Consider the following 12,646-nt stretch of genomic DNA (forward strand, 5'->3'; position numbering starts at 1 on the left):
TTTCGTTTTACTTGCCGGTCCAGTTGCCCGGGCGCTTCTCGACGAACGCGGTCATGCCTTCCTTCTGGTCGGCGGTGCCGAACAGCGCGTGGAACAGCCGGCGCTCGAAGGCGACGCCCTGAGCCAGGCCGGTCTCGAAGGCGGTGTTGACCATCTCCTTGTTCGCCAGCACCGCGAGCGGCGCCATGCCGGCGATCGCTTGCGCGGTCTTCACCGCTTCCTCGACCAGCTCGGCCGCCGGAAGTATGCGGCTGACCAGCCCGGCGCGCTCGGCCTCGGCGGCGTCCATCATCCGGCCGGTGAGGCACATCTCCATCGCCTTGGCCTTGCCGACCGCGCGGGTGAGCCGCTGCGAGCCGCCCATGCCGGGCGAGACCGCGAGCTTGATCTCGGGCTGGCCGAACCTGGCATTATCGCCCGCCAGGATGAAGTCGCACATCATCGCCAGCTCGCATCCGCCGCCGAGCGCATAGCCGGAGACCGCGGCGATGATCGGCTTGCGCGTGCGGGTGAACACGTCCCAGCCGGCGAAGAAGTCATGGCCGTACATGTCGGCAAAGCCCTGGGCCTGCATCTCCTTGATGTCGGCACCGGCGGCAAAGGCCTTCTCGCTGCCGGTGATCACCGCGCAACCCTGCGACGGGTCGGCGTCGAACGCCTTCATGGCATCGAGCAGCTCGGAGAGGATCTGGCTGTTGAGCGCGTTGAGCGCCTGGGGGCGGTTCAGCGTGACGAGCGTCGCGGCGCCGCGCTGCTCGACGAGGATGGTTTCGTAGCTCATTCAGGCTTCCTGATGCTGGCGCTCGACATTGGCGATAAGCGCGGCGAGCTGTGCGGGAGTTGCATGCTCATGGGCTTCCTCGGTCGAGCTGGGGCTGTTGTCATAGGGGATCGGCTCGTCGAACTGATCGGTCGCCAGGTCCCAATAGCGTCCGTCGATGCAATTGTAGAAATGGGTGCCGCCCTTGGTGGCGGTCTTGAATATGTCGCCACCGAAGAAATGCTGGGTAGCGAGCGCAGTCACCGCGCACTGGTTCAGGCACGGATTGGCCGGATCAAAGGCGTCCGGGATGGTCTCCGCACTCCAGGCATGCTTGACGGCATGATAGAAGTCGGCGGGCGTGGCGTAGCGCATCAGGGCTCCCATTGCTGATCGGCGGGCAAAGGCGCGAAGATCGCATCGATCATCTCGTCGCTGACGCCCTCGAGCGTAGCGGGTTTCCACCCAGGCGCATTGTCCTTGTCGACGATCAGCGCGCGGACGCCCTCGATGAAGTCATGGCTCTGCGCGACGCGGCCGCCGATGGCGAATTCCTGGCGCATCTCGTCGGCGAAGCTGGCCCTGGCGCGGCCTTCCCGGACGAGGCGGAGCGAGACCTTCATCGACTGGGGTGACTTGGTGCGCAGGGTGGCGAGCTGGGCGGCTGCCCATTCGCCCGGATCGGCGGCGAGCGCGGCGACTACGCCTTCCACCGTGTCGGCGGCGAAGAGACGATCGATCTCGGCGCGGTGCGCGGCGATGCGCGGCTCGGGCGCGGGCACCGACAGTTCGGCAAGGATCGCCTCGGCCGCCGCGGGATCCGCGGCGATGCGCGCCTTGGCGCCTGCGAGCGCCTCAGCCGGCAGATAGTGGCTGGCGAGGCCAAGCGCGCGGCACTCCGCACCATCGAGCCGGTGGCCGGTCAGCGCCAGATACTCGCCGACCTTGCCGGGCAGGCGCGACAGATACCAGCCGCCGCCCACGTCCGGGAACAGGCCGATGCCGGTCTCGGGCATGGCGAACTTGGTGTTCTCGGTCGCGATCCGGAACTTGGCCGGCTGCGAGATGCCGACGCCGCCGCCCATCGTGATGCCGTCCATGAACGCCACCACCGGCTTGGCATAGGTGAACAGCGCGTGGTTGAGTTGGTACTCGACGCGGAAGAAATCGCGCGCCTGGCTGCCGTCACCGGCGCCGCTCTCGGCGATCATGCGGATGTCGCCGCCGGCGCAGAAGCCCCTGCCCTCGGCATGATCGATCAGCACGACCCCGACGGCGGGATCGTCACGCCACGCCGTCAGGGCTTCGAGCATCGCGGCGCACATGCCAGTGTTGAGCGCGTGGATCGCCTTTGGGCGGTTGAGGCGGATGCGGCCGGCGCGGCCTTCGGTGAAGAGGAGAACGTCGTCGGTCACTGGCGGGTCAGCTCCCGGCCGACGATCATCCGCATGACCTGGTTGGTGCCCTCGAGGATAGAGTGAACGCGCAGATCGCGCCAGAAACGCTCGATCGGATAGTCCATCAGATAGCCATAGCCGCCATGGAGCTGGAGCGCGCGGTCGACCACGGAGGAGCCCGTGTCGGTAGCGAAGCGCTTGGCCATCGCGGCGAACTTGGTCTTGTCGGGCGCGCCAGCCGTGACCTTGGCGGCAGCGAGATAGAGCAGCGCGCGAGCAGCCTCGAGCTCGGTCGCCATGTCGGCGAGGACGAACTGGGTGTTCTGGAAGTCCGCGATCGGACGCCCGAACTGCTGGCGGTCCTTGGTGTATTTCACGGCCTCGTCGAGGCAGCGCTGGGCGCCGCCGAGCGAGCAGGCGCCGATATTGAGCCGGCCGCCGTCCAGACCCATCATCGCGAAGCGGAAGCCCGCGCCCTCATCGCCGACGCGGTTCGCGACCGGTACGCGGACATCCTCGAAGGTCACCTGGCGCGTCGGCTGCGAATGCCAGCCAAGCTTGCGCTCGTTAGCGCCGAAGCTCACGCCGGGCATGTCCTTCTCGATCACCAGGCACGAGATGCCCTTGGGGCCGTCCTCGCCGGTGCGAACCATGGTGACGTAGATCTCGTTCTCGCCGGCACCCGAGATGAACTGCTTCGAGCCGTTGACGACATAGTGATCGCCGTCCAGCACCGCCCGCGTCTTGAGCGCTGCGGCGTCCGAGCCCGACGACGGCTCGGTAAGGCAATAGCTGGCGATCCGCTCCATCGTGATCAGCGAGGGTAGATACTTGTCCTTGAGCGGCTGGCTGCCGAAGCTGTCGATCATCCAGCTCGCCATGTTGTGGATCGAGATGAACGCGCTGGTCGACGGGCAGCCATAGGCCATCGCCTCCATGATCAGCGCCGCCTCGAGCCGGCCGAGGCCGATGCCGCCGCTCTCCTCCGAGACATAGATCGAGGCGAAGCCGAGCTCGGCGGCGGCGCGGATCGTGTCACGCGGGAAGATGTGCTTCTCGTCCCATTCGGCCGCATGCGGCGTGATCGCATCGGCGGTGAACTTCTGCGCCATCTCCTGGATGGCACGCTGGTCGTCGGTGAGTTCGAACTGGGTCATGGCTTCTTTTCTTCGTGGAGGACGCGCTCGGCGAAGAGCGCGTCGGCGATCTTGACATCGTTGCGCTCGTACCAGCGCGGCTTGGGCAGCTTCTTCTCCCAGGCGATCTGCTCGATCAGCGTGCCCGCGGTCCAGGCGACGTCGGGCTTTTCGAGATGGATGGGATCGGCATAGGCTGCATCGGCGCCGATGATTTCCCAGCCATCCTTGCGCAGCGCATCGATCAGGTCGCCGAGGAACAGCGCCGCCATGTCGGTCTCGTGGAGCAGCAGGACATGCGCGGGCGAGCGGCCGAGCGCGCGTTTCGCCAGGTCGTCGCCGAAATCGGCGGAGACGACATGGGTCTCGACATAGAGGTCGCGCAGCGCGTCCATGTCGATCGGCTTGCCCGCCTTCTTCGCGGCGATCGCCTGGCCTTCCATATTCCAGTCCGACCCGTCGATTGTCGCATAGCCGTTCATCAGCCCGCGCGCGGCGAGCCCGGCGCGGACGGCGGCGACCTTGGCCTTGTCCGGCCCGCCCTCGTCCAGGAACGGGAAGCGCAGCCAGGGGCGGCGCGCCGTGCCCTGCGTCTTCAGATAGGCCTCGGCCTTGTCGATATCGGCGAGGAAATATTCGGCGCTGACCTTGGTCAGCTTCGGGTGGCTGTTGGTATGATCGGCGAGCACCGCGCCGGCGGCGACATAGGCGGCGATCCGCTTCGGCGCGTCGATCCCGCTGCCGAAATGGACGATGCGGTTGGGGTTGAGGAAGAACACCGGCTGCGGCACCTGGCGCGAGCGGAAGATCTCGACCAGGCGGGCGGTGCGCTCGTCGGGCGTGAGGAAGGCGCCGGCGCCGCGCGGCACGTCGTCGAAGCTCAGCGCGATGCGCTTGGTCGCCTGCGACGGCGTGGAGGCATTGACACTGATCGTGCGCTTGCCGGGCACCACCAGCGTCAGCGCGATGCACGCGATCATCGCCTTGAGGATGAAGCGCAGTCCGGTCATTCGGGCCCCCAGGTTTCCGCCGCAATCAATAGACGCTGGCGGGGGGCGGCGCCATAAGGCAGCGCATGGAGCGGCTGTTGCTTATCGATACAGCGATGCGGCTGATGGGGGTCGGCCAGCTGGTGCTGATGGCACTGGTCGTCGGCCGCAGCGGCGCGCCGGCGCGGATCCGCTGGGCGAGCGTACTGCTGCTGACCAGCGTTGCGGCCTATCTCTCGGTCGTGTCGCCGACGCTGCACCTGTGGCGCTCGGCGATCTGGCCGGCGGTCCTGATCCTGTCGCTCAACGCGCCGCTTGCGCTGTGGGTGTTCGCGCACCTGATCTTCGAGCGGCCGATCGACCGCCGCCTGTTCGCGCTGGCCCTCGGCGTGACGCTGGTCGACTGGGGCTTCGCGCTCCACGCCCGCTACGTGACGCACGCGATGCCGCTTGCCGCAAGCGCGGTGCAGCATGCGGTCGCCTTCCTGCTCGCTGCCCACGCCATCGCCATCGCCATCGCCAATCGCGGCGACGACCTGCTTGAGAAGCGCCGCGCGTTCCGGCTGGGCTTCGTGATCGTGGTGGGTGTCGAGACGCTGGGCGTGGTGGTCGCGGAGAGCGTCTATGGGCTGATGCGCAGCGACATCTGGCTGATGCTGCTCCAGTCGGGCACCTCGCTGCTCGCGATCCTGGCGTTCGGCGCGGCGATGCTCTCGGCCAATGCCGAGCTGCTGTTCGACGCCGCCGCGTTCCAGCCCGTGCGCGCGCCGCTGTCGCCGGCCGAGCATGTCCTCAAGCAGAAGCTCGATGCGGCGATGGCGGACCATGTCTACCGCGAGAGCGGGCTCAGCATCGGTGTGCTGGCGCAGAAGCTGGGCGTGCCCGAGCATCGCCTGCGCGCGCTGATCAACCAGCGGCTGGGCTATCGCAACTTCTCGGACTTCCTCAATTCGCACCGCATCACCGACGCCAGGGCCTGGCTGGGCGATCCGGCCAAGGTCGACCTGCCGGTGCTGACGCTGGCGATGGACCTGGGCTATGGCAGCCTCGCGCCATTCAACCGCGCGTTCCGCGATGCGACCGGCACCAGCCCGAGCGACTATCGCCGCAGCGCCATCCTCGAAAAAAGCTGATCGATTCCGAAAATGCGCGGCATTTTCGGGGCGTGGCGGGACCGTGGCCACGGCACCGGCTAGCGACCCGGCATGGCACATTGGATCATACCGCTCGCCGCCCACGGCGCGCATAGCTTCGCAATCGAGCTCGGCCGCTACCTTGTCGCGGCAGGATTGATGACGCTCATCCTCTGGGCCGGCGCCCGATGGACCGCGGCGCGCCGCATCCAGAAGCGCAGCCCCGCAAAGGGCGACCGCACCCGCGAGTTCGGCCATTCGATGCTGTCGGTCTTCATCTTCGCGCTGTGGAGCATCGCGACGCTGGCGATGAACCAGGCGGGGATCATCCATGTCGCCTTCACCGCGCCGCGCTGGTGGCAGGCAGCGCTCGAGTTCGTCGCGATCGTCCTCGCGCACGACGGCTATTTCTACTGGATGCACCGCGGGCTCCACACGCGCGCCATGTTCCGCCGTGCGCATCTGACCCACCACAAGTCGCGAACCCCCACCCCCTGGGCCGCCTACAGCTTCGCGCCGATCGAAGGGGTGTTCGAGGGGCTGTTCCTGCCGCTCTTCCTGCTCTTCGTGCCGATGCACGGGATCGTGATCCTCGCCTTCCTGCTCCACCAGATCGCCCGCAACGTGCTCGGCCATTCGGGGCACGAGCTGATGCCGCCGGGGTTCACGCGCTTCCCCCTCACCGCCTGGCTGACCACGGCGACGCATCATGACCTGCACCATAGCGGCGGCGGACATAATTTCGGGCTCTACTTCACCTGGTGGGATCGCTGGATGGGCACCGAGCACCCGCGCTACCACGAAAGCTTCGAGGCGGCGGCGGTGCCGTGGTTCGGTTCCCGCTCCAGGCTCAGCCCATCGTCGGAATGACGAACGCGCTGTCGCCCGTGCCGCCGCCATCGGGCCAGCGCTGGGTGATCGTCTTGACCTTGGTCCAGAACTTCACGCCCTCCATGCCGTGCTGGTTGGTGTCGCCAAACGCCGAGCGCTTCCAGCCGCCGAAGGTGTGGTAGGCGACCGGCACCGGGATCGGCACATTGATGCCGACCATGCCGACATTGACGCGCGCGGCGAACTCGCGCGCCGCGTGGCCGTTGCGCGTGAAGATGGCGACGCCGTTGCCATACTGGTGGTCGCTCGGCAGCTTGAGCGCAGTCTCGAAATCGGGCGCGCGGACGATCTGGAGGACGGGCCCGAAAATCTCTTCCTTGTACGCCTGCATGTCCGGCGTGACGCGGTCGAACAGCGACGGACCGATGAAGAAGCCCTGCTCATGGCCCTGGAGCTGGAAGCCGCGGCCGTCGACCACCAGCTCTGCGCCTTCGTCCACGCCTGTCTGGATCCAGTTCTCGACGCGCTGCTTGTGCGCGGCGTTGACCACCGGACCGTAATGCGCCTCGGCATCGGTGGAGACACCGACCCGCAGCGCCTCGATCGCCGGGATCAGCTTTTCGCGCAGGGCATCGGCGGTCTTGTCGCCGACGGGGACGACCACCGGCAGCGCCATGCAGCGCTCGCCGGCGCTACCAAAGGCCGCGCCCGAGAGATCGGCGACGACCTGGTCGAGATCGGCATCGGGCATGACGATGCCGTGGTTCTTGGCGCCGCCCATCGCCTGGACGCGCTTCCCGGCCTCGACGCCGCGGCGATAGACATAATGCGCGATGTCCGACGAGCCGACGAAGCTCACCGCCGAGATCGCCGGGTGATCGAGGATCGCGTCGACCATTTCCTTGTCGCCGTGGACGACCTGGAGAATGCCTTCGGGCGCGCCGGCTTCGAGCATCAGCTCGGCGAGGCGGACGGGGACCGAAGGATCACGCTCGGAGGGCTTGAGGATGAAGGCATTGCCGCAGGCGATGGCGACGCCGAACATCCACATCGGGATCATCGCCGGGAAGTTGAACGGGGTGATGCCCGCGCCGATGCCGAGCGGCTGGCGCATCGAATAGACGTCGATGCCGGGGCCGGCACCCTGGGTATATTCGCCCTTCAGCACATGCGGGATGCCGCAGGCGAACTCGATCACCTCGAGGCCGCGCTGGATGTCGCCCTTGGCGTCGGCGATCACCTTGCCATGCTCGGAGCTGAGCAGGTGCGCCAGTTCGTCCATGTTCTTCTCGACCAGCGCCTTGAAGGCGAACATCACGCGGGCGCGGCGCTGCGGGTTGGTCGCGGCCCAGCCGGGCTGGGCGGCCTGGGCGGCGGCGATCGCTTTGTCGAGCTCCGCCTGGCTGCCAAGTTGGACGCGGGCCTGGACCTGGCCGGTATTCGGATCGAACACCTCGCCTTCGCGGGCGCCCGCGCCGCCTGCATGGCCGACGATGACATGGTCGATGATACGCATCTGGCTCTCCTGCCGCGGGCACGTTGACCCGACTCGATTGTGTAATTTAATTACGCAGTGGCATAATAAACGGGCAGTGTCACGCGGTGGGCGACGGGGCGCCTCAGCCGTCCGCGCGGCCGATCGGCACGGGCAGCAGGCGACCGCCCTCGTCGCCGATCACCATCACTTCGATGCCGAACGCTTCACGCAGGTTCTGGTGCGCAAGCGCCGCGCGCGCCGGGCCGAAGGCAAGCATGCGTCCCCGGCCGAGCAGCAGCACATCGTCGGCGGCGCGGGCGGCGAGGACCGGGTCGGCAAGCGTGAGGACCATGCCGGTCCCCTGCCCCGCAGCGGCACGGAACTGGGCAATCCGGTCGAGCTGGGCGGCGGGGTCGAGCGCGGAGAGCGGATCCTCGACAAGCAGCCAGTTCGGGCGGGCGGCGACGGCGGAGGCAAGATCGGGCGCCCTCGCGAACAGGCCCGGGCGCGCCCCGACCAGCAGGATCGCCTTCGCCCGCTCGGCGCGGGCATAGCGGCCGATCAGCTTGCCGCCGAGCCGGACCTGCCCGGCATCGATATCGTGACGCCCGGCGAGCGCGCGGAGCAGCGCTCCCTTGCCTGAACCGGCGGGTCCGAGAATCGCGACGATCCGTCCCGGCTCGAGCATCGCATCGACGCCGGCGAGCAGGCGGCGATCGCCGATGCTGAGCGCCAGATTGTGGATGCCGAGCTTCATGCCCGGGCATAGCCATTGTCACATGACAGGCCGGTGACAGCTGCACCTGCATTTTTCGCGAGGAATTGTCCGCAAACCCGCGAAAAAATGTGGTTTGTCTCGGTACTGTAACGCTCGGCTAAGCGCGCATTTACCAACCGGCCCCTAATCGTCGGGCGATGTCTCTCGCCGACCCCTTGCCCGCCTCAGGCGCCACCTGGCTCACCGAGCGCGAACTCGATCCGCCGCTATTGACGCTGACCGACACGATGTGGCGCGCCGCCGAGCTTTTCGGCAGCGATCCCGAGCTGCGCCTGGTCGCGGTGGTCGATGCGCATAGCCGCCCGCTCGGCGCGATCTTCGAGAAGGACGTGCGGCGGCTGCTGCTCAATCCGTTCGGCCATGCGCTGATGCGCAACCCCTCCTATGGCGCGGCGGTGGCGCGCTATGTCCGTCCCTGCCCGGTCGGCGAGATCGGCGACGATGTCGCGCGGCTGATCGAGACCTATCGCGATGCCGGCGGCTCCGAGGGCATGATCCTGACGCGCAGCGGCGTCGTGCGCGCGACGCTGAACAATCGCCGGCTCGTCCATCTCGCCGCCGAGCGAGAGATCGCCTCGGCGCGCAGTCAGGTCGAGCGCGCCGCCCGGATCGAGGCGGCGAGCAAGCGCTTCGAATCGCAAGTGGCGGCACTGGCGGACGCAATGAGCCAGCTCTCGACCGAGCTCGAGCAGGGCGCGGGGGCGACCGCGGACCGCGCGAGCGGCGTCGGTGAGCGCGCCGTGGCGGTGGCGACCGCCGCCGCGCAGACCAGCGACAACATGGCCGAGATCGCCGCGCGCGGGCGCGAGCTCGCCGAATCGCTCTCCAGCATCGCGCACAATACCGGCGACGCGCGCCAGGCCGCCGCGGCGGTGTCCGACCTGGTCAAGAGCGGCAGCGCGCGCACCCGTGAGCTGCTCCATTCGGCGCAGTCGATCGATTCGGTGATCGGCCTGATCAGCGACATCGCCGGGCAGGTGAACCTGCTCGCGCTCAACGCAACGATCGAGGCGGCCCGCGCTGGCGAGGCGGGGCGCGGCTTCACCGTGGTGGCGAACGAAGTGAAGCAGCTCTCGACCCAGACCGCGATCGCCGCGAACCGGATCACCGCGCATGTTCGCGAGATCCGCGGCGGGATCGACGAGGTCGCCGCCGGGCACGGCCGCGTCGAGCAGGCGATCGGCGCGATGGCGACGCTGGCGGATGCGGTGGAAAGCGCCGTCGCGGCACAGGAATATGCCACGCGCACGATCGCCCGCAATGTCGGCGAGGCAGTGCAGGCGAGCAACTTCATCCAGCGAGATATCGAGACGATCGGTGGCACCTCGCGCGACGCATCGGACCAGGCGCGGGCGATGCGCGAAGTGGCGGGGCGGCTGCACGACGGCGCCGACGCGCTGTCGGGCCAGGTCCATGCCTTCCTCGCGGAGCTGCGCGTCGCCTAGCCTGTCGCGGTGACGATCTCGACACGGGCCGGCATCAGCACCCGGCCGTCCTCGACATGGCTGGCGCAGACTTCGGTCAGGCGCGCAAAGGCTTTGTCCCGAAGCTCGGCGGGAGCGTCGGCCAGCGGCGCGGCCATCGAGGAGGAGGCGAGCAGGAAGGCAGCTGCAGCCGCGGGCGTTTCGCCCGGCACCGGCAAGGCGCAGTGGACGGTGCGGCTGGCGGCATCGGCGAATCCGGCCGCGCCCAGCAGCGCGATCAGCCTGGCCGGATCGGCATAGCGGCACGGCCCCGGCGCATCGGGATCGGCAGGCGCGACTTCCATCACCGAGGCGACCGTCGCGCGGATCTGCGCCATGAAGCCGACTTCCGCGGCCGGTCCCCACACAGCGAAGGCAAGACGGCCCCCGGGCACCAGCCAATGCCGTAGATTGGCGAAGGCGGCGGCGGGATCCTCGAAGAACATCACGCCGAAGCGCGAGGCCAGCCGGTCGAAGGGGCGCTCGGGCCGATAGCTCGAGACATCGGCCACGACGAAACGCGCTACGTCCCCGGCGCGTGCGGTGGCGGCGGCGACTAGGTCGGCCGAGATGTCGAAGCCGGTGATCTCGCTGCCGGCCGGCGCGGCGGCGGCAATGGCGCGGGTGGTGCCGCCGCCGCCACAGGCGATCTCGCCGATGCGACAGGGCGCATCCAGCGCCAGCGCTTCGACGAACGGCGCATCGATCGGCGCGAGCAGCGCCTCCATCCCGTCGAGCTTGTCGCGCCACAGGGCACCGCGGCGGTTCGCCCAGTCACTGCCGGACTCGGAAAAGCTTTTCTGCATGGCGCGTGTCATGCGCCAATGCCCGGCGCGATTCCAGTGCGGCGCGCGATCGGCTATCGCCGCAGCCATGGCCCGCAAGAAACGCATCCTCACCGCCACGCTGCCCGACGGCTATGTGAAGACGATCGGCCCCACCTCCGCGCCCTTCACCCATTACTGGCGGATCGTTGCCGAGCTCGGCGACGGCCGCACCGAGGTGTTCTGGGGCCATGCCAAGTCGCTCAAGGAAGCCACTGGCAAGAACGCCGCGCTCGCCGACGCCGCGAAGCAGCGCGGCTGGGCGGACTATCGCTTCGAGATCGTCGAGCTGACCGAGGGGCCGGGCTGAGGCAGGGCATAAAAAAGCCCGCCAAGTCATTGACCTGGCGGGCTTTCTATATGGTGGGCGCGGCAAGGATTGAACTTGCGACCCCTGCGATGTCAACACAGTGCTCTACCACTGAGCTACGCGCCCGTAGGCCTGTCGGCCGAAACGGGAAGCGGGCCTTTAGCGGGGCTTTTCGCCCCACGCAAGCGCCCAATCTCAATTAAATCCGGCGTTCTCCGCCTCGAACAGCCGATCGACCTCCAGCACCAGGTCGCGCAGGTGGAACGGCTTGGAGAGCACGCGCGCCTGCGGCATCTGCTTGCCCGCCTTGAGCGTGACCGCGGCGAAGCCGGTGATGAACATCACCCGCATGTCCGGCGCCATCTCGCTGGCCTTCTGCGCCAGCTCGATGCCGTCCATCTCGGGCATCACGATATCGGTGAGCAGCAGGTCGAACTGCTCGGTCTCGAGCAGCGGGATCGCCGCGGTGCCGCGATCGACCGCGCTGACCGCATAGCCCGAGCGTTCGAGCGCCCTGGTGAGATATTCCCGCATCACGCGGTCATCCTCGGCCAGCAGAATACGGATCATGTTTCCCCACTCGAATGTCGACAGGGCCTGATCCTATACCGGAAGCCCTTAAGATTTTCCGCCCCATCCTATCCCACGGCATTGCGGCGCCGCAATGGCGGGCATAGGCTCGCGGGCGTGAGCGAGGCCTCCTTCGTCCGTCATGGTCCTGCAGAGCCGCTGAGCCCGGTGGTCCTTTCGGTGCCCCATGCCGGGCGCGACTATCTCCCGGCACTGGTTGCCGCGCTTCGGGTGCCGGTGACGGCGCTGAAGGGGCTGGAAGACCGCCATGCCGACGCGATCGCCATCGCCGCCCGCCGCGAAGAGACGCTGTTCGTCGCCACCCGCCCGCGCGCCTGGATCGACCTCAACCGCGCCGAGCATGAGCGCGACCCGCGGCTCGACGACGGCGCCTGGACGCATGGCGCGCCGCTCTCGGCCAAGATCCGCTCCGGGCTCGGGCTGGTGCCGCGCCGCGTGGCGAATGCCGGGGACATCTGGCAGCGGCGGCTGCGCGCGGACGAGGTGCAGCAGCGCATCCATGCCGATCACCGCCCCTGGCACGCTGCGGTCGGCGCGGCGCTGGCCTCCGCCCGCGCGCGGTTCGGCGTGGCGATCCTGCTCGATATACACTCGATGCCGCCGCTCGGCCCGCCGCTGACCGCAGCGCGACTCGTGCCGGGCGACCGGTTCGGCAAATCGGCGGCGGCACGCTTCCTGGGACGGATCGAGGGCGTGGCGCGGGCGCACGGCGTGCGGACCGCGGCGAACGCGCCTTATGCGGGCGGGTTCATCCTGGAGCGGCACGGCGAGCCCCGCCGAGGGGTTCACGCGGTCCAGCTCGAATTCGATCGGTCGCTCTATCTCGATTCGGCGCTCGACCAGCCCGGGCCGGGACTGGCTGCGGCGGTGCGGCTGCTGCGCGACCTGATCGATGCGGTGGCGGACGAGGCACTGCCGGGGGCGATCGCGGCGGAGTGAGCTACTTCAGGTAGGGCA

14 protein-coding genes and 1 tRNA gene are annotated in these 12,646 nt (G+C 68.4%); 5 read left to right on the plus strand and 10 right to left on the minus strand.

Translation table 11 applies throughout. The features are described 5' to 3' along the window. Positions 1-7 precede the first annotated feature (7 nt). From ABLE38_RS03780 to ABLE38_RS03800, 5 genes are read right to left on the minus strand one after another with little or no spacing between them, the layout of a single operon-like run. Positions 8-781, minus strand: a complete 774-nt coding sequence (locus tag ABLE38_RS03780; RefSeq protein ID WP_348972822.1) for an enoyl-CoA hydratase — start codon at positions 779-781, stop codon at positions 8-10. Then, complete coding sequence (locus ABLE38_RS03785; RefSeq protein ID WP_348972823.1) at positions 782-1,135, minus strand: hypothetical protein; 354 nt, start codon at positions 1,133-1,135, stop codon at positions 782-784. Further along, complete coding sequence (locus tag ABLE38_RS03790) at positions 1,135-2,175, minus strand: enoyl-CoA hydratase/isomerase family protein (protein ID WP_348972824.1); 1,041 nt, start codon at positions 2,173-2,175, stop codon at positions 1,135-1,137. Before ABLE38_RS03790 ends, ABLE38_RS03785 begins: the two co-directional genes overlap by 1 nt. After that, positions 2,172-3,314, minus strand: coding sequence for an acyl-CoA dehydrogenase family protein (locus tag ABLE38_RS03795; RefSeq protein WP_348972825.1), 1,143 nt, complete (start codon positions 3,312-3,314; stop codon positions 2,172-2,174). The genes ABLE38_RS03790 and ABLE38_RS03795 overlap by 4 nt, the downstream gene beginning before the upstream one ends. Continuing rightward, on the minus strand, positions 3,311-4,303 hold the full coding sequence (locus tag ABLE38_RS03800; RefSeq protein WP_348972826.1) for a polysaccharide deacetylase family protein: 993 nt from the start codon (positions 4,301-4,303) through the stop codon (positions 3,311-3,313). Before ABLE38_RS03800 ends, ABLE38_RS03795 begins: the two co-directional genes overlap by 4 nt. A 77-nt stretch (positions 4,304-4,380) precedes the next feature. On the opposite strand from ABLE38_RS03800, the gene ABLE38_RS03805 reads away from it, so the two are divergent. Both ABLE38_RS03805 and ABLE38_RS03810 read left to right on the plus strand, forming a co-directional pair. Next, positions 4,381-5,415, plus strand: a complete 1,035-nt coding sequence (locus tag ABLE38_RS03805) for a helix-turn-helix domain-containing protein (protein ID WP_348972827.1) — start codon at positions 4,381-4,383, stop codon at positions 5,413-5,415. A 72-nt stretch (positions 5,416-5,487) separates the two neighbouring features. Continuing rightward, the gene (locus tag ABLE38_RS03810) at positions 5,488-6,285 is read left to right on the plus strand and encodes a sterol desaturase family protein (protein WP_348972828.1); all 798 of its coding nucleotides are present in this window, start codon (positions 5,488-5,490) and stop codon (positions 6,283-6,285) included. Here ABLE38_RS03810 and ABLE38_RS03815 read toward each other — a convergent pair. Next, the gene (locus tag ABLE38_RS03815) at positions 6,266-7,762 is read right to left on the minus strand and encodes a CoA-acylating methylmalonate-semialdehyde dehydrogenase (protein ID WP_348972829.1); all 1,497 of its coding nucleotides are present in this window, start codon (positions 7,760-7,762) and stop codon (positions 6,266-6,268) included. The two genes, ABLE38_RS03810 and ABLE38_RS03815, sit on opposite strands and share 20 nt — an antisense overlap. Before the next feature lie 103 nt (positions 7,763-7,865). Then, positions 7,866-8,480: an ABC transporter ATP-binding protein gene (locus ABLE38_RS03820; RefSeq protein ID WP_348972830.1), complete on the minus strand. Its 615-nt coding sequence runs from the start codon at positions 8,478-8,480 to the stop codon at positions 7,866-7,868. Positions 8,481-8,638: 158 nt separating this feature from the next. Here ABLE38_RS03820 and ABLE38_RS03825 point away from each other — a divergent pair, with 158 nt between their 5' ends. Further along, a complete protein-coding gene (locus ABLE38_RS03825) occupies positions 8,639-9,946 on the plus strand; it encodes a methyl-accepting chemotaxis protein (protein ID WP_348972831.1) in 1,308 nt (435 codons plus the stop codon). Here the strand turns inward: ABLE38_RS03825 and ABLE38_RS03830 are convergent. Further along, positions 9,943-10,839, minus strand: coding sequence for a class I SAM-dependent methyltransferase (locus ABLE38_RS03830; RefSeq protein ID WP_348972832.1), 897 nt, complete (start codon positions 10,837-10,839; stop codon positions 9,943-9,945). The genes ABLE38_RS03825 and ABLE38_RS03830 overlap by 4 nt on opposite strands. Between ABLE38_RS03830 and ABLE38_RS03835 the strand changes: the two genes are divergently transcribed. Then, positions 10,838-11,098, plus strand: a complete 261-nt coding sequence (locus ABLE38_RS03835) for a hypothetical protein (RefSeq protein ID WP_348972833.1) — start codon at positions 10,838-10,840, stop codon at positions 11,096-11,098. The two genes, ABLE38_RS03830 and ABLE38_RS03835, sit on opposite strands and share 2 nt — an antisense overlap. 51 nt (positions 11,099-11,149) lie before the next feature. Here ABLE38_RS03835 and ABLE38_RS03840 read toward each other — a convergent pair. Both ABLE38_RS03840 and ABLE38_RS03845 read right to left on the minus strand, forming a co-directional pair. Next, a tRNA-Val gene (locus ABLE38_RS03840) sits at positions 11,150-11,224 on the minus strand. A gap of 69 nt (positions 11,225-11,293) precedes the next feature. After that, complete coding sequence (locus ABLE38_RS03845) at positions 11,294-11,668, minus strand: response regulator (protein ID WP_348972834.1); 375 nt, start codon at positions 11,666-11,668, stop codon at positions 11,294-11,296. A 117-nt stretch (positions 11,669-11,785) separates the two neighbouring features. Here ABLE38_RS03845 and ABLE38_RS03850 point away from each other — a divergent pair, with 117 nt between their 5' ends. Beyond that, complete coding sequence (locus ABLE38_RS03850) at positions 11,786-12,628, plus strand: N-formylglutamate amidohydrolase (protein WP_348972835.1); 843 nt, start codon at positions 11,786-11,788, stop codon at positions 12,626-12,628. Positions 12,629-12,646 lie beyond the last annotated feature (18 nt).

The sequence above is a fragment of the Sphingomonas sp. KR3-1 genome (assembly GCF_040049295.1).
Lineage (GTDB): Bacteria > Pseudomonadota > Alphaproteobacteria > Sphingomonadales > Sphingomonadaceae > Sphingomonas.

Bases quoted from the DNA above. Each gene is read 5' to 3' on its own strand.
- ABLE38_RS03780 (WP_348972822.1), bottom strand. From the start codon at position 781: ATGAGCTACGAAACCATCCTCGTCGAGCAGCGCGGCGCCGCGACGCTC.
- ABLE38_RS03785 (WP_348972823.1), bottom strand. From the start codon at position 1,135: ATGCGCTACGCCACGCCCGCCGACTTCTATCATGCCGTCAAGCATGCC.
- ABLE38_RS03795 (WP_348972825.1), bottom strand. From the start codon at position 3,314: ATGACCCAGTTCGAACTCACCGACGACCAGCGTGCCATCCAGGAGATG.
- ABLE38_RS03800 (WP_348972826.1), bottom strand. From the start codon at position 4,303: ATGACCGGACTGCGCTTCATCCTCAAGGCGATGATCGCGTGCATCGCG.
- ABLE38_RS03810 (WP_348972828.1), top strand. From the start codon at position 5,488: ATGGCACATTGGATCATACCGCTCGCCGCCCACGGCGCGCATAGCTTC.
- ABLE38_RS03815 (WP_348972829.1), bottom strand. From the start codon at position 7,762: ATGCGTATCATCGACCATGTCATCGTCGGCCATGCAGGCGGCGCGGGC.
- ABLE38_RS03820 (WP_348972830.1), bottom strand. From the start codon at position 8,480: ATGAAGCTCGGCATCCACAATCTGGCGCTCAGCATCGGCGATCGCCGC.
- ABLE38_RS03825 (WP_348972831.1), top strand. From the start codon at position 8,639: ATGTCTCTCGCCGACCCCTTGCCCGCCTCAGGCGCCACCTGGCTCACC.
- ABLE38_RS03835 (WP_348972833.1), top strand. From the start codon at position 10,838: ATGGCCCGCAAGAAACGCATCCTCACCGCCACGCTGCCCGACGGCTAT.
- ABLE38_RS03830 (WP_348972832.1), bottom strand. From the start codon at position 10,839: ATGGCTGCGGCGATAGCCGATCGCGCGCCGCACTGGAATCGCGCCGGG.
- ABLE38_RS03845 (WP_348972834.1), bottom strand. From the start codon at position 11,668: ATGATCCGTATTCTGCTGGCCGAGGATGACCGCGTGATGCGGGAATAT.